The 15,415-nt window shown below is 73.2% G+C and carries 15 protein-coding genes; 8 read left to right on the top strand and 7 right to left on the bottom strand.

The window, feature by feature from the left end; genetic code table 11:
- Positions 1–359: 359 nt before the first annotated feature.
- Entirely contained in the window at positions 360–1,496 is a 1,137-nt protein-coding gene (locus AB0424_RS09305; protein WP_366303471.1) for a hypothetical protein, read from the top strand.
- 10 nt (positions 1,497–1,506) lie between these two features.
- The gene (locus tag AB0424_RS09300; RefSeq protein WP_366303469.1) at positions 1,507–2,598 is read left to right on the top strand and encodes a phosphotransferase family protein; all 1,092 of its coding nucleotides are present in this window, start codon (positions 1,507–1,509) and stop codon (positions 2,596–2,598) included.
- Positions 2,599–2,607: 9 nt separating this feature from the next.
- On the opposite strand, the gene AB0424_RS09295 is transcribed toward AB0424_RS09300, so the two are convergent.
- The gene (locus AB0424_RS09295) at positions 2,608–2,976 is read right to left on the bottom strand and encodes a hypothetical protein (RefSeq protein ID WP_366303467.1); all 369 of its coding nucleotides are present in this window, start codon (positions 2,974–2,976) and stop codon (positions 2,608–2,610) included.
- 222 nt (positions 2,977–3,198) lie between these two features.
- Between AB0424_RS09295 and AB0424_RS09290 the strand changes: the two genes are divergently transcribed.
- The 4 genes from AB0424_RS09290 to fxsA all read left to right on the top strand — a co-directional run bounded on the left by AB0424_RS09290 (position 3,199) and on the right by fxsA (position 7,232).
- Complete coding sequence (locus AB0424_RS09290) at positions 3,199–3,639, top strand: Lrp/AsnC family transcriptional regulator (RefSeq protein ID WP_017242178.1); 441 nt, start codon at positions 3,199–3,201, stop codon at positions 3,637–3,639.
- Positions 3,640–3,707: 68 nt separating this feature from the next.
- Entirely contained in the window at positions 3,708–5,342 is a 1,635-nt protein-coding gene (locus AB0424_RS09285; protein ID WP_366303465.1) for an amidohydrolase, read from the top strand.
- Positions 5,343–5,776: 434 nt separating this feature from the next.
- Positions 5,777–6,553 (top strand): polyprenol monophosphomannose synthase, encoded by a 777-nt coding sequence (locus AB0424_RS09280; protein WP_366303463.1) that lies wholly within the window; start codon positions 5,777–5,779, stop codon positions 6,551–6,553.
- Positions 6,554–6,638: 85 nt separating this feature from the next.
- Positions 6,639–7,232, top strand: a complete 594-nt coding sequence (gene fxsA / locus AB0424_RS09275) for an FxsA family membrane protein (RefSeq protein WP_366303461.1) — start codon at positions 6,639–6,641, stop codon at positions 7,230–7,232.
- Between the two features lie 186 nt (positions 7,233–7,418).
- Here fxsA and AB0424_RS09270 read toward each other — a convergent pair whose 3' ends face one another.
- The 4 genes from AB0424_RS09270 to AB0424_RS09255 form a co-directional block, all read right to left on the bottom strand.
- On the bottom strand, positions 7,419–7,793 hold the full coding sequence (locus AB0424_RS09270; RefSeq protein WP_015032218.1) for an RNA polymerase-binding protein RbpA: 375 nt from the start codon (positions 7,791–7,793) through the stop codon (positions 7,419–7,421).
- A gap of 255 nt (positions 7,794–8,048) precedes the next feature.
- The gene (locus tag AB0424_RS09265) at positions 8,049–9,419 is read right to left on the bottom strand and encodes an MFS transporter (protein ID WP_366303459.1); all 1,371 of its coding nucleotides are present in this window, start codon (positions 9,417–9,419) and stop codon (positions 8,049–8,051) included.
- 56 nt (positions 9,420–9,475) lie between these two features.
- Positions 9,476–10,240 carry a glycerophosphodiester phosphodiesterase gene (locus tag AB0424_RS09260; RefSeq protein ID WP_366303457.1) on the bottom strand — a complete coding sequence of 255 codons (765 nt, stop codon included), beginning with the start codon at positions 10,238–10,240 and terminating at the stop codon, positions 9,476–9,478.
- A complete protein-coding gene (locus AB0424_RS09255; RefSeq protein WP_366303455.1) occupies positions 10,237–10,971 on the bottom strand; it encodes a hypothetical protein in 735 nt (244 codons plus the stop codon). Before AB0424_RS09255 ends, AB0424_RS09260 begins: the two co-directional genes overlap by 4 nt.
- A gap of 102 nt (positions 10,972–11,073) precedes the next feature.
- Here AB0424_RS09255 and AB0424_RS09250 point away from each other — a divergent pair, with 102 nt between their 5' ends.
- Positions 11,074–12,573, top strand: coding sequence for a PLP-dependent aminotransferase family protein (locus AB0424_RS09250; RefSeq protein WP_366303453.1), 1,500 nt, complete (start codon positions 11,074–11,076; stop codon positions 12,571–12,573).
- A gap of 74 nt (positions 12,574–12,647) precedes the next feature.
- Here AB0424_RS09250 and AB0424_RS09245 read toward each other — a convergent pair whose 3' ends face one another.
- Both AB0424_RS09245 and AB0424_RS09240 read right to left on the bottom strand, forming a co-directional pair.
- The gene (locus AB0424_RS09245) at positions 12,648–14,297 is read right to left on the bottom strand and encodes a hypothetical protein (protein WP_366303451.1); all 1,650 of its coding nucleotides are present in this window, start codon (positions 14,295–14,297) and stop codon (positions 12,648–12,650) included.
- 36 nt (positions 14,298–14,333) lie between these two features.
- The gene (locus tag AB0424_RS09240) at positions 14,334–14,528 is read right to left on the bottom strand and encodes a hypothetical protein (protein ID WP_015032212.1); all 195 of its coding nucleotides are present in this window, start codon (positions 14,526–14,528) and stop codon (positions 14,334–14,336) included.
- 341 nt (positions 14,529–14,869) lie between these two features.
- Here AB0424_RS09240 and AB0424_RS09235 point away from each other — a divergent pair, with 341 nt between their 5' ends.
- Positions 14,870–15,262, top strand: coding sequence for an ankyrin repeat domain-containing protein (locus AB0424_RS09235; protein WP_366303449.1), 393 nt, complete (start codon positions 14,870–14,872; stop codon positions 15,260–15,262).
- Positions 15,263–15,415: the final 153 nt, after the last annotated feature.

Raw genomic sequence — 15,415 nt, 5'->3', positions numbered from 1 at the left:
GAGTGTGAGTGCGGGGGCGGATGCCCGGGCCGGGGAGGGCGGGGCCTGTGCCTGGGGCCGAGCCGGGGAGGGCGGGGGAGGCTGGGGTGCGGCCGGGGCCGGCACCGGGCTCGCCGGCGTAAGAGGAACCGATTCTTCAGGGCGCGGTTCGGTCTGCCGGTGCCGACCGTAACCGCTGGGCGTCGTGTGCAGCGTGGTCATGCCCGAACCAACGCGTCCCGGAGGCCGGGGGTCACCCCCGCGTGGATTCGAGAGGGAGTTCGCCCGGTACCCGGTGCACGGCTCTGGCCCCCCGTCCTTGAGCTGACGTACCGTCAGATCTTCTCGCGGAAGCGCGTCCGCCGACCAGGAGGTCAGCCATGTCCGAGCGCCGGCACGCCGACGACCGGCCCGTCGCCCTCGACGAATACCCCGTGCACCAGGCCCCGCTGTCGATGAAGCACCACGTCAGCGGCGACCGCAACGCCTACGACCGGTGCATCTTCCACGTCTTCGACCACCAGGGCCGCGCCCTGCTCATCGCCGGCCTCGGCGTCTATCCGAACACCGGTGTCATCGACGCGTACGCCACCCTGCGCACCGGCGACCGGCTGCACGCCGTCCGTGCCTCCGACGCCCTCGGCGACGACCGTACGAACCTGTCCGTCGGCCCGCTGACCATCACCGTCGACGAACCCCTCGCGCGCCTCTCCCTGCACTGCGCGGCCGACCCCGACGACCCCGAGGGGCTCTCCTTCGACCTCACCTGGACCGGTGACTTCCCCGCCGTCTGGGAACCCCACCACACCCAGCGCCACGGCGGCCGGCTCACCCTCGAAGGCCGCCGCTTCGTGCAGGCCGGACACTGCGCGGGCACGATCAGGGCCGGCGGCGAGGAGTTCACGGTCACCGCGGGGGAGTGGACCGGCACCCGCGACCGCAGCTGGGGAGTGCGGCCCCTGCCCGGCGAGGAACCGGGCCGCGCCGCCGAGTTCCGCCCCCAGGGCTTCCACTGGCTGTGGATCCCGATGCGCTTCCGGGACCGCTTCCTCATGGTCATCGCCCAGGAGGACGCCGACGGCTACCGCACCCTCAACGAGGCCCTGCTCGTACGGAACGGCCGGCGCGACACCCAGCTCGGCTGGCCGCGCACCGACATCACCTACCGGCCGGGCACGCGCCACCCCGAACGGGCCGCCGTCCACCTCACCGACCCGGCCGGAAAGCCCCTGGAGATCGGCGTGGAGATCCTCGCCTCCTCCCCGCTGGCCGTCGGCGCCGGCTACCCGCCCGCCGACGACTGGCAGCACGGCAGCTGGCAGGGCCGAGGCTGGACCGACCGCCGGGTCTACGACCTCTCCGATCCGGCGGCCCACCCCATGGCCGCCTACGGAGTCACCGACCACGCGGCCCGCTTCACGCTCGACGGCCACACCGGCTACGGCATCTTCGAGCACGGCTCCTTCGGCCGCCACGACCCCAGCGGCTTCGCCGACCACACGTCAACAGCCCGCTGAGGAGACGGCCTTGACCTCGACACCCCGCCCCCGCACCACCACCCGCGACCCCGAGGAGCTCGGCCGCCGGCTCACCGTCTGGCTGGACCGGCACCTGCCCGGCGCCCGGATCTCGGGGCTCGGCGTGCCCGGCTCCAACGGCATGTCGAGCGAGACGCTCCTCTTCGACCTCGACCACCCGGACGCGCCGGTGCGCGGGTGCGCCCTGAGGCTGGCCGCCGACCCCGCCGCGTACACCGTCTTCCCCGTCTACGACATGGCCCGTCAGCACCGGGTCATGCGGCTGGTCGGCGAGCACACCGACGTCCCCGTGCCCCGCGTGCTCTGGCTGGAAGAGGACCCCGAACCGCTCGGCGCCCCCTTCTTCGTGATGGCCCGCGCCGAGGGCCGGGTGCCGCCGGACGTCATGCCCTACACCTACGAGGGGAACTGGCTGCACGCCGCCACCGACGCCGAACGCGCGCATCTGGAGGCGGAATCCGTCGCCGTCCTGGCCCGGCTGCACGACCAGTTCCCCGCGAAGGAGGCCGAGTTCCTGCTGCCCGACGGGGCCGGCACCCCGCTGCGCCGGCACGTCGACGCCCAACGCGCCTACTACACCTGGGTGGTGGACGGGGTCGCGCCGTCACCGCTCATCGAGTCGGCCTTCGCGTGGCTGGAGGAGCACTGGCCCGCCGACGAGGGCGAGGCCGTCCTCGGCTGGGGCGACGCCCGCATCGGGAACATCGTCTACGACGGGTTCACGCCCGCCGCCGTCCTCGACTGGGAGATGGCGGGCTGCGTCCCGCGCGAGGTCGACCTCGGCTGGACGGTCTACCTGCACCGCTTCTTCCAGGACCTCACGGTCGGCTTCGGCCAGCCCGGCCTGCCCGGCTTCCTGCGGCGCGACGCCGTCGAACGGCGCTACGCCGAACTGACCGGGCACGCCCCGAGGGACATGGAGTTCCACACCCTCTACGCGGCGCTGCGGCACGCCATCGTGATGCTCAGGATCGCGTACCGCCAGGCCCACTTCGGTGAGGTCGAGGTCGACGGGGACCCGGACCGGCTGATCCTGCACCACGCCACGCTCGCGGCGATGGTGCGCGGAAGCTACTGGTAGACGACGGGCTCAGGCCGCGCGCCGCATCTGCGGCACCCGGATCGGACGCGAGCCCGGACCGCCGACGTGCGAGAAGGGCTGCGTCCGCCAGTCGAGACCCTGGGGGAGCGTCAGGAGCAGGGCGGTGTCCTGCTCCTGCACCTCCAGGCTGTCGTCGGCGGGGCTCGCCGCGGACGCCGGGAGACCCGTGCCGGGGCACACCGTCAGGACGAAGGGGTTCCACGGCGTCGGGCAGAGCGCGTGCTCCGGCAGCGCGTCCTCGTCCGCGAGCAGCGCGATCGGCTGCACGCACTCCGGGCAGACGACCCGGAACATCTCAAAGGTGTCGTACGCGTCGAGCTCGTCGGACGTGTCGACCGAATCAACAGGCTCCTGCATGGAGATCTCCCCCTCGGGTGGCGGCCGGATCTGTGCGGCCTCGACCACAGCAAGCACTTCCCATGCGGAACTCCGCATAACCGTGAGGCGCCGGCCGAGGCAGCCCGCAAACCTGTGGCGTTCGTCACATGCCCGTCGCAGGTGCCCCGTGACCGCCCATAGCACCGCATACGGGCCGACCCCGGCTGTGCCCCGCCTCTGCCGGGGCCATAGGGTCACCGCATGGAGGAGCTGGATCGTCAGATCGTCGAGTTGCTCGTCAAGGACGGGCGCATGAGCTACACCGACCTGGGCAAGGCCACCGGCCTGTCCACGTCGGCGGTGCATCAGCGCGTCCGCCGCCTGGAGCAGCGGGGTGTCATCCGCGGCTATGCCGCCGTTGTCGACCCGGAGGCCGTGGGACTTCCCCTCACCGCCTTCATCTCGGTCAAACCCTTCGACCCCAGCGCCCCCGACGACACCCCGGACCGGCTCGCGGACATCCCCGAGATCGAGGCGTGCCACAGCGTCGCGGGCGACGAGAACTACATCCTCAAGGTCCGGGTCGCCACCCCGCTGGAGCTGGAGCACCTGCTCAGCCGCATCCGCTCCCAGGCCGGCGTCTCCAGCCGGACGACCGTCGTCCTGTCCACCCCGTACGAGGCCAGGCCGCCGCGCATCTGAGGCGCGCCCGACCGCCCGGAGGGGACCTGCCGGACAAACCGGGTCCCGGCAGGTCCTAGCCTGGTCGCATGAGTGACACCGCGTCTGCCGTCGAACACCGCACCGTGCTGCTGCGCGGTGGAGAAGTCCACAGCCCCGCCGACCCCTTCGCCACCGCCATGGTGGTGGAGCGCGGGCACGTCGCCTGGGTGGGCTCGGAGGGCGCCGCCGACGCCTTCGCCACCGGCGTGGACGAGGTGGTCGACCTGGAGGGCGCGCTCGTCACCCCGGCCTTCGTCGACGCGCACGTGCACACCACGGCCACCGGGTTCGCCCTCACCGGCCTCGACCTGTCCGCCGCCGCCTCGCTCGACGACGCGGCGGAGCTGATCCGGGCCCACGCCGCCGCCCGCCCGGACGACCGCATCCTCATCGGCCACGGCTGGGACGCCTCGCGCTGGCCCGAGCGGCGCCCGCTCACCCGGGCCGAACTCGACGGCCTCACCGGCGGCCGGCCGCTCTACCTGACCCGCATTGACGTCCATTCGGCCGTCGTCACCACCGCCCTCCTCGACCTCGTCCCCGGCATCCGTGACCTGGACGGCTTCCACGACGGGCAGCGGCCGCTCACCGGTGACGCGCACCACGCCGTGCGTGCCGCCGCCTTCGGTGCCGTCTCCCCGCTCCAGCGCACCGAGGCGCAGCGCGCCGCCCGGAGCCGCGCCGCCTCCCTCGGCATCGGCACCCTCCACGAGTGCGGCGGCCCGCAGATCTCCTCCGAGGACGACTTCACCGGCCTTCTCGACCTGGCCCGCGACGAGGCCGGCCCCCGGGTCGTCGGCTACTGGGCCGATCTCGACGTCGACCGGGCGCGCGCCCTCGGCGCCCTGGGCGCGGCCGGCGACCTGTTCGCCGACGGCTCGCTCGGCTCCCACACCGCCTGCCTCCACGAGCCGTACGCCGACCACGCGGACGCCGCGCACACCGGCGCCGCGCACCTGGACGCGACCACCGTCGCCCTGCACGTCGTGGCCTGCACCGAGGCGGGGCTCCAGGCCGGCTTCCACGCCATCGGGGACGCCGCCGTGACCGCGGTCGTGGAGGGCGTCCGGGCAGCCGCCGAGAAGCTCGGCCTGGCGCGGATCAGGGCGGCCCGGCACCGCGTCGAGCACGTCGAGATGCTCACGCCGGAGACGGTCGCGGCCTTCGCCGAGCTGGGTCTGACGGCCTCCGTCCAGCCGGCCTTCGACGCGCTGTGGGGCGGCGACGAGGGCATGTACGCCGACCGCCTCGGGGTCGAACGGGCCCGCTCCCTGAACCCGTACGCGGCCCTGCTGCGGGCCGGTGTGCCGCTGGCCTTCGGCTCCGACAGTCCGGTCACGCCGCTCGACCCCTGGGGCACGGTCAGGGCCGCCGCGTTCCACCGCACGGCCGAGCACCGGATCTCCGTCCGGGCCGCCTTCACCGCCCACACCCGGGGCGGCTGGCGCGCGGTCGGCCGGGACGACGCGGGCACGCTCGTGCCCGGCGCCCCCGCCGACTACGCGGTGTGGCGCACCGGCGAACTCCTCGTCCAGGCGCCCGACGACCGGGTCGCCCGCTGGTCCACCGACCCCAGGTCCGGTACGCCCGGTCTGCCCGACCTGTCGCCCGGCGCCGAGCTGCCGGTCTGCCTGCGGACGGTGGTGCACGGGCAGGCGGTCTTCGTACGGCCGAACGAGTGATGTAGGGACATTTCAGGCCCTCGACACCTGCTCCGTACGCTTGTCCCCGACCTGCGGATCTTCCCCTCCGGCCTGCGCCTTTGCGGAGTACGGGCAGGTCAAGCGGGTGTTGACAGTCGCCGGTCACCGGCGGGTAGGTTCTCCGCGTCCACCACAGGACGTCCGACCGGTCGCAACCGCCCCGCAGACGCCGAGCGCCTCCCGCGCCTCGGCCGCGAGGGAAGGTTTCCCCGGCGGAAGGTGCGACCCGGGTGGGGCCCGGACGTTCAGTAGACAACGGCTCTCGGTCGACCCGCAGCCAGCGGATCCCAGGTCGGACCGAAGGACGACCGGCCCCGCACCGCACGTCGGCCGCCCCTCACCACCCGCCGCGGCGGAGCACTCCCGGGACCTCGCTATGGTGGGGTCCTGCGTTTGTATCCGAAGGGGCAGTAGTGAACGACGGTGGCCAGAGGCGTTACGGCCCGCTCGGCAAGGCATTGGTGATCATTCCGACCTACAACGAGGCGGAGAACATCAAGCCGATCGTCGCGCGGGTGCGGGAAGCCGTACCCGAGGCGCACATTCTCGTCGCCGACGACAACAGCCCTGACGGCACGGGCAAGTTCGCGGACGAGATCGCGTCCGAGGACGATCACGTGCACGTCCTGCACCGCAAGGGCAAGGAGGGGCTCGGCGCCGCCTACCTGGCCGGCTTCCGGTGGGGCATCGAGCAGGGCTACGGCGTCCTCGTCGAGATGGACGCCGACGGCTCCCACCAGCCCGAGGAGCTGCCGCGGCTGCTCACCGCCCTCAAGGGCGCCGACCTCGTCCTCGGCTCCCGCTGGGTGCCGGGCGGCCGGATCGTGAACTGGCCGAAGTCCCGCGAGTTCATCTCGCGCGGCGGCAGCCTCTACTCGCGCGTCATGCTCGACGTGCCGATCCGCGACGTCACCGGCGGCTACCGGGCCTTCCGCAAGGAGACCCTGGAGGGCCTCGGCCTGGACGACGTGGCCTCGGCCGGCTACTGCTTCCAGGTCGACCTCGCCCGGCGCGCGGTCGCCGCCGGCTTCCACGTCGTCGAGGTCCCGATCACCTTCGTCGAGCGCGAGATCGGCGACTCCAAGATGAGCCGGAACATCGTCGTCGAGGCGCTCTGGCGGGTCACCGGCTGGGGCCTGACCGCCCGCGCGGAGAAGGTCGGCAAGCTCCTCGGCCGCAAGCCCTCCTGACTCCTCCCCGGCCTCCGGCCCCGTCGCGCGCGGACTGATCCTTCCTTTACGACGTTCCGGCGGGGCGCCAGGCACACTGGGGACCATGACGACCGGCGCACCGCCTCCCCTCGCCCCGAAGCGCTCACGCGCGCGTACTCTTCTGCCGCTCGGCGTCGCCGCCTGGCTGGTCCTGGAGATCTGGCTCCTCACGGTGGTGGCGAACGCGGCGGGCGGACTGACCGTCCTCCTCCTGCTCGTCGGCGGCGCCGTGCTCGGTGCCGCCGTCGTGAAGAGGGCGGGCCGGCGGGCCTTCCGCAACCTCGGCTCGACCTTCCAGCAGGCCCAGGCCGCCGCGCAGACGGGCGCGGTGCCGCCGGCGCCCGAGCGGGCCGCCGCGGAGGACCGCAACGGCTTCCTGATGCTGGGCGGCCTGCTGCTGATGATCCCCGGACTGATCTCGGACGCGGCCGGTCTGCTCCTGCTGATCCCGCAGGTCCGCTCCCTCCTCGGCCGGGCCGCCGAGAAGGCGGTCGAGCGCCGGATGAGCGCCGCCCCGGCCGGCAGCCTCCAGGACGCCTTCCAGCAGGCGCGTATCCACCGGCCCGACGGAAAGGTCGTGCAGGGCGAGGTCATCCGCGAGGACGCGTCCCAGGGCCCCCGACGGGCCGACGAGCCCCGTCCGCCCCTGCTCCCCTGAACGCGGCGCCCTGAACTCCGATTCCGATCCGCCCCCGGGAGCCCTCCCGGGGGCGGACGTGTTTCCCCCGGGAGGGGCACCGGCAGGCGGTGCGCCGCCGGTGAGGCGCGGGCACGCGAAACGCCGCGGGGCCCGGTACACGGATCGTGTACCGGGCCCCGCGGCGTTGTCCTGCCGTTCGCCCCGCTAGGCCGACTTGCGGCTGTCGCGCGGATGCACGGCGATGTTCATCGCGCCGGAGCGCAGGACGGCCAGCCTCTCGGCGAGGACCTCCTCCAGCTCCTCGCGCGTACGGCGCTCCATGAGCATGTCCCAGTGCGTACGCGCAGGCTTGCCCTTCTTCTCCTCAGGTCCGTCCCCGTCCACCAGGAGAGCCTGGATTCCGCAGACCTTGCATTCCCACTCCGGCGGAATCTCCGCCTCGACCGAGAAGGGCATCTCAAAGCGATGTCCCTTCTCGCATGCGTACTCCACCGCCTGGCGCGGGGCCAGATCGATGCCGCGGTCGGTCTCGTAGCTCGTCACCACGAGGCGCGTGCCGCGAAGAGCTCGCTCACTCATGAATCGTGCCTCCCGGGCTTGTCGCCCACAGGACAGGTGTCGCTGTCGTCGTTATCCGGTCAACGTCCGGTCGGCGGTAAAGATTCCCGTGCCGGGTCATGCGTCGCCCGTCGTGCCGCCCCTTGTTGTACCCACCAGTGCCCGTTTTGTCACATCTGACGGCAGATGTGACCGAGTGTCTTCACTAAAGCAGCACGCAGTAACGGTCCGCCTGGCAGGCCAAACGCGTACACTACCGCCCTTTCGATCCCACGTCTAAATGCGGTCCGGAATCGGGTTTCCCGCGGCCTCCACCGCCCGCCGCACCGGGACCCGGGCGAGCAGGGCGAAGCCGACCACGAAGAAGATCACCAGGGAGATGATGGCATCCCGGTAGCTTCCGGTCAGCTGATACGCGAGACCGAACACCAGCGGGCCGAGCCAGCTGAGCCCCCGGTCGCTCATCTCGTACGCCGAGAAGTACTCCGCCTCCTTGCCCCGCGGCACCAGATGCGAGAACAGCGAGCGGGACAGGGCCTGGCTCCCGCCCAGCACCAGGCCGATCGCGGCCGCGAGGAAGAAGAAGAACACGGGCGCGTCGGCGGGCAGGAAGTACCCGGCCACCAGGATCAGCGTCCACACCGCGAGCGACGCGAGAATCGTCCGCTTGGCGCCGTACGTCCGGGCGAGTCGCCCCATGCCGAGCGCACCCGCCACCGCGAGAACCTGGACCAGCAGGACCGCCGTGATGAGCGTCGTCTGGTCGAGCCCCAGCTCCTCGGAGCCGAACAGGGACGCCTGGGAGATCACCGTCTGGACGCCGTCGTTGTAGATCAGGTACGCCAGCAGGAACGAAAGCGTCAGCGGATGGCGGCGCATGTCCTTGAGGGTCGCCCTCAGCTGGCGCCAGCCGCTGCCCACCCCGCCCTCGGCGGCCCCGCCCCGGCCCTCCGCGCCCAGCTGCCGGTCGCGCAGGCGGCGCAGCGGCACGATCGCGAAGGCGCCCCACCAGACGCCCGCCGAGGCCAGGCAGATCCGGACCGCCTCGCCCTCCGTCAGGCCGAAGGAGTCGTGGCCCTGGTAGAGGACCAGGTTCAGGACCAGGACCAGCGCGCCGGAGGTGTATCCGAAGGCCCAGCCGCGCGAGGAGACCGTGTCCCGCTCGTCCGGCTCCGCGATCTGCGGCAGGTAGGCGTTGTAGAGCACCATCGAGACGGACAGCGAGGCGTTCGCCACGATCAGCAGGAACGCGCCCAGCAGATAGCGGTCGCCCGCCAGGAAGAACATCCCCGCCGTGGCGGCCGCCCCCAGGTACGCCGCCGCCGCGAGGAGCGGCTTCTTGCGGCCCGTCCGGTCGGCGACCGCGCCCACCAGGGGCATCACCAGGACCGCGACCACGATCGACGCCGACACGGCGTACGCGAAGAGCGAGCCCGCCCGCACCGGTATCCCGAGCGGGTGCACGAAGCCCTCGGCGTCGGCGGCGGCGCGCGCGACCGAGGTCAGGTACGGGCCGAGGAACACGGTGAGCACGCTCGTCGAGTACACCGAGCAGGCGAAGTCGTAGAAATACCAGCCCCGCTGCTCGCGCCGCCGCTCGGCGGGGCCGGCGGCGTACTCCTCCGGCTCGGTGGTCGATGCGGTCACGGCCGCGCCCCCTCGTTCGTCCCGTGAGCCGTCCCCGTGTCACGGGGACCGCGGGCTCAGACCCACGCACCCCGCTCGGTCATCACCGAACGCAGCGTCTCCAGTCGATCGGTCATGATGCCATCGACTCCCAGGTCGAGGAGAGAGTTCATGCGCTCCGGATCGTTCACGGTCCACACGTGGACCTGGAGCCCGCGCGCGTGCGCCTCCCGGACGAAGCGCCGGTCGACCACCGGGACGCCGCCCTGCCGCTCCGGCACCTGGGCCGCGACGGCGCCGGCGCGCAGCGCCGCCGGGATGCCGAGGGAGCGAAGCCGCAGCCCGATCACCCCGCGCACGCCGTAGGAGGTGGCCAGCCGGGGGCCTGCCAGGCGCTGCGCCCGGGCCACCCGGGCCTCGGTGAAGGACCCCACGCAGACCCGGTCCCAGGCATCGGTCCGGCGGATCAGCTCCACCAGCGGCACGAGGGCCGACTCGACCTTGAGGTCGATGTTCCAGCGGGCCTCCGGGAACTCCTCCAGGAGGTCGGCGAAGAGCGGCAGCGGCTCCGTGCCCGCCACCCGGGCCTCGCGCACCGCGTCCCACGGCAGGTCGCGGATGCGGCCGGAGCCGTCCGTGACCCGGTCGAGGGTCGAGTCGTGGAAGGCCACGAGGGCGCCGTCGGCCGTCGTGTGCACATCGGTCTCGAAGTACCGGTAGCCCGCCGCGGCGGCCAGGCGGAAGGCGGCCGCGGTGTTCTCCAGCCCGTTCGCCGTTCCGCCGCGATGGGCGAACGCGAGGGGGGAGGGGTGGTCGAGATAGGGGTGGCGTACGCGAGTCACCGCCGCAGTATGGCCTGTCCCGGTGTCCCCGGGGCGACCGCGGCGGGGCCGGCGTCCGGCTCCGGGGCGTCCTGAGAGGGAGCGGAGCCCGCTCCCCGGGAGGTTCCGGAGCCGTCGGGCCCCTCCTCGGGGACGGCGAACCAGCGCAGGAAGAACTGGGCGAGCGGCCCGATCGCCAGCGCGTACAGCACCGTGCCGACGCCGACCGAGCCGCCGAGCAGGAAGCCGGTCGCGACCACGGCGACCTCGATCGCCGTCCGCACCAGCCGGATCGAGCGGCCGGTCAGCCGGTGGAGACCGGTCATCAGGCCGTCGCGCGGGCCCGGGCCGAAGCGGGCCGCGATGTACAGACCGGTCGCCACGCCGTTCAGCAGGATGCCCAGCACGAGCAGCGCGATCCGCCCGGCCGTCCCGTGGACGTCCCCGACCAGCGCCAGGGTGCCGTCCATGGCCAGGCCGATCACGAAGACGTTGGAGACCGTGCCCAGCCCCGGCCGCTGGCGGATCGGGATCCACAGCAGCAGCACCACCGCGCCGACGACGATCGACACCACCCCGATGGTCAGCCCGGACTTCTCGGCGAGGCCCTGGTGGAGGACGCCCCAGGGCTCCAGGCCGAGGCCGCTGCGCACGAGCAGTGCGGAGCTCACCCCGTACAGCGTCAGCCCGACGTACAGCTGGGCGAGCCGGCGGGTGAGGTGCCGGCCGCGGAGGCCGGAGGCGATGGACAAGGGACTGCCCCCTGGGTGGTGGTAGTGGACTGACTCATGACACTCTGTGGCGGGGGCAAGGGTGCCAACCATGGCCAATTCGGTGAAGGTGGACTGATTTCGATGGCTCAGTGGACTTCGGCCGTGGGGCCGGCCCAGCTCGCCCGGCAGCTCCAGGCGCAGCAGCCGCGGCCCGCCGGTCCCGGCGCCCGCAAGCCGCCCGCCTACCGCGCCCTGGCCGACGGTATCCGCCTGCTCGTCCTGGAGGGCCGCGTCCCGGTCGCCGCCCGGCTGCCCGCCGAGCGGGAACTCGCCGTCGCCCTCACCGTCAGCCGTACGACCGTGGCCGCCGCGTACGAGGCGCTCCGCACCGAGGGCTTCCTGGAGTCCCGCCGCGGCGCCGGCAGCTGGACCGCCGTCCCGGCGGGCAACCCGCTGCCCGCACGCGGCCTCGAACCGCTGCCCCCGGAGGCCCTCGGCTCGATGATCGACCTCGGCTGCGCGGCCCTGCCCGCGCCCGAGCCCTGGCTGACCCGGGGCGTCCAGGGCGCTCTGGAGGAGCTTCCGCCGTACGCCCACACGCACGGGGACTACCCGGCCGGGCTGCCCACGCTGCGGCAGATGCTCGCCGACCGCTACACGGCCCGCGGCATCCCGACCATGCCCGAGCAGATCATGGTGACGACCGGCGCCATGGGGGCCATCGACGCCATCTGCCACCTCTTCGCGGGCCGCGGCGAGCGGATCGCCGTCGAGTCGCCCTCGTACGCCAACATCCTCCAGCTGATGCGCGAGGCCGGCGCCCGGCTCGTGCCCGTCGCCATGTCCGAGGGCCTCGGCAGCTGGGACCTGGGCCGCTGGCGCCAGGTCCTGCGCGACGCCGCCCCCCGCCTCGCGTACGTCGTCGCCGACTTCCACAACCCGACCGGCGCCCTGGCCGACGAGGACCAGCGGCGACAGCTGGTGGAGGCGGCCCGCTCGGCCGGCACCGTCCTCGTCGTGGACGAGACGATGACCGAGCTCCACCTGGACGACGACCTGGAGATGCCCCGGCCGGTCTGCGCCTTCGACCCGGCCGGTTCGACGGTCCTCACCGTCGGCTCCGCCAGCAAGGCGTTCTGGGCGGGCATGCGGATCGGGTGGGTCAGGGCCGCGCCCGACGTCATCCGCTCGCTGGTCGCCGCGCGCGCGTACGCCGACCTCGGCACCCCCGTGCTGGAGCAGCTGGGCGTGAACTGGCTCATGCGGACCGGCGGCTGGGAGCAGGCCGTGACCCTCCGCCGCGAGCAGGCCAGGGAGAACCGCGACGCGCTCGTCGCCGCGATCCGCAGGGAGCTCCCCGAGTGGCGGTTCGCCGTGCCGCGCGGAGGTCTGACCCTCTGGGTCCGCACCGGCGGGCTCTCCGGCTCCCGGCTCGCCGAGGTGGGGGAGCGGGTCGGCGTGCGCGTGCCGTCCGGGCCCCGCTTCGGTGTCGACGGCGCCTTCGAGGGGTTCATCCGGCTGCCCTTCACCGTCGGCGGCCCGGTCGCCGACGAGGCCGCCGCCCGGCTGGCCGCCGCGGCCCGGCTGGTCGAGTCGGGCGCGGGCGGCGGCGCCGAGTCGCCGCGGTCCTTCGTGGCGTGACCGACGATCACGGAAGAGGCCGGTGAGGACCCTGGGGTCCTCACCGGCCTCTCGTGCGTCCGCGAGCGGGGTGCTCAGCCCTCCGCGGGGACGGGCGCGTGCAGGGGCGCCGGGCCGGGGTCGTGCCGGACGAGCGGCGCGGTGGCGGGCTCGGCCTCGGTGCGGGGCGCCGGAGCCGGCTCGGGCGCTCCGGCCGGGAGCGTCTGGGTGACGGCGGCCGTGCTGCGCTCGGGGAGGAGGTCGAGGACCGCCTTGCGCTGGGCCTCGCTGGTCCCGTCGTCGTACGGGTCGGGCGTCGCCGGCACCTGGATCCGCAGCACCGGACCCGAGCCGAGGCGCGCGTAGCCCCGGCCGGGCGGGACGTCGGGCGTGGGCGTGGTGTGCGGCGCGGCGCCCAGGACGGCGGCGATCTGCTCGGGGCCCGTGGGACCCAGGACGATCCGGGCCCTGGTGTGGGTCCGTACGGCCTCGCCGAGGGAGTCGGTGCTGTCCGACTGCTCGGCCACCACGACGGTGACGTGCGCCGCGCGCCCGTGCCGCAGGGGCACCTGGAGCAGCTCCTGGGGGTCGGGGCGGCCGTCGGCGGCGGCCAGGTGACCGAGGACGCTGGGCCGGTCCAGCAGGATCCACAGCGGACGCCGGGTGTCCTCCGGCGCGGGGTGGCCGGCCTGCCGGGCCCGGTTCGCGGCGATGAGCCGCCGCTCCGTCTCGTGCGCCGCCCACTCCAGGCTGGCCAGGGAGCCGGCGAGACCGCACTCGACGGCGAGGACTCCGTCGCGGCCGGTCAGGCAGGCGTACTCGCCGGTGCCCGCGCCCTCGACGATCAGCACGTCCCCGTGGGGCAGGGCCTGGAGGGCGATCGAGCGGAGCAGGGAGGTGGTGCCGCTGCCGGGCTGGCCCACGACCAGCAGGTGCGGCTCGGTGGACCGGGGGCCCGTGCGCCAGACCACGGCGGGCGCGTCCTCGGTGCCGTCCGCGGCGACCACGGGCACGGTCCGCTGCACGGCGTCGGCGTCGGTGAAGCCGAGGACCGTCTCGCCCGGCACGGTGACGAACCGCTGGGCGGCGATGGTGGTGGGCAGGGCGGGCAGCACACTCATGACGAGCCGGTTGCCCTCCTCGTCCCAGTCGAAGCGGTACTCGCGGCCGCGTCCCGACTTGGCGTGCAGCAGCTGCTCGATGCGGGCGCGTGCGGCCGGCTCGCCGTCGGTGAAGTAAGGGGGGTAGGCGATCCGCAGGCGGGTGAGCCGCCCGTCGTCGTCGAAGGAGAACTCCCCGAAGGCGCCGCTCCAGTCGCCGCCGTGGGAGAAGAGCGGGGAGGGGTCCTCGGGGACGGAGAAGTACGGCACCAGGGCCTCGTACAGGCCCTTGAGACGGGCGATCTCGGCGTCGTCGGGGCCGGTCTTGACGACCGGCCGTTCGCGCCCCTTCCACGCCGCCGCGCCCATGAGCGTGACGAGGGCGAGGAGCGGCCCGTACGGCATCAGGGCGACGACCAGGACGCAGGCCGCGACCAGGAGCAGCGTGGGACCACGCCGTTCCTTGGGGGTCGCGGCCCACTTGGCGCGCGCTGTCGCGGCCAGCTTCCGCAGACCACGGGTGACCGTGATCAGTGGATGGAGCACGTCGGTGGCGCTGTCGGCGGCCGTGCGCGCGATCTCTCGACTACGAGCGATCTGTGCGCTGCCGCTGCTCAGAATGCGGGGGAGTGGTCGCCGGGCCACGAAGTACTCCTGAAGGGTGGAAGGGACGGAAGGGCGTCAGAACTTGATCCCGCCCAGGAGGCCGGCGAGGCTCTGCCCGCCCGCCGTGATGCTCGGGGCGATGGCGGTGCCTGCGAGGTAGAAGCCGAACAGCGCGCTGACGAGGGCGTGCGATGCCTTCATCCCGTCCTTCTTGAAGAACAGGAAGCAGATGATGCCGAGCAGGACCACGCCTGAGATGGACAGGATCATTGGGTGTTCTCCTGGTTGAGGGGACAGTCACCATGAGTCCTTCCAGGTTCACGGCAAGTATCTATGTGACTAAAGGTGCATATGGGTGAAAAACTGGTGTTTTCACTTCACCGGCGGACGTCGGGCGCCCTGCCGGGTGGCGAAATGCGTGCGGTGCGCTAGAGGCGGGCCCCCGGGCGTGGACTGCGGTGATCTTTGCCGTGGGCGGGCGAGGTCATGTCGGCGGACGGGCAGTACCCTGTCGATTCACTCGTACGGCGGCGCTTGCCGTGCGACGGCGATCTCCGGCGCTCCCGCCTCGGCGGCGGGCGACGGCACGGCACGAGAGGCGGCACCCACCGATGAGCGAGACTCCGGACCCCGAGGTCATCGAGCTGGCGACCAAGGTCTTCGACCTCGCCCGCACCGGTGACGCCGACGCCCTCGCCGCCTACGTGGACGCGGGCGTGCCCGCGAACCTCACGAACGACAAGGGCGACTCCCTCGTCATGCTCGCCGCCTACCACGGCCACGCCGCCGCGGTCTCCGCCCTCCTGGAGCGCGGCGCCGACGCCGACCGCGCGAACGACCGCGGCCAGACCCCGCTGGCCGGTGCCGTCTTCAAGGGCGAGGACGCCGTCGTCCGCGCGCTGCTCGACGGCGGCGCAAATCCGGAGGCGGGGACTCCGTCCGCCGCCGACACGGCCCGCATGTTCGGCAAGGCAGATCTCCTGGAGCTCTTCGGATCCCGGTGAACGGGCGCTGAACCCCAGGTGAGAGCGGCATCGTAAATGTGGTCGCGGCTGCGAAATGGGTGGGTCATCATGACGTCGGGCCCGGCAAATCGGGCCACCGACGAGAGGCAGAGGAAGATGATCACTGGCAAGCGCAGGACGACGAGCGGCCCG

Origin of the sequence: Streptomyces sp. NPDC051180, from assembly GCF_040689545.1 — a bacterium.
Lineage (GTDB): Bacteria > Actinomycetota > Actinomycetes > Streptomycetales > Streptomycetaceae > Streptomyces.
This window is presented reverse-complemented; position numbering and strand designations above follow the sequence as displayed.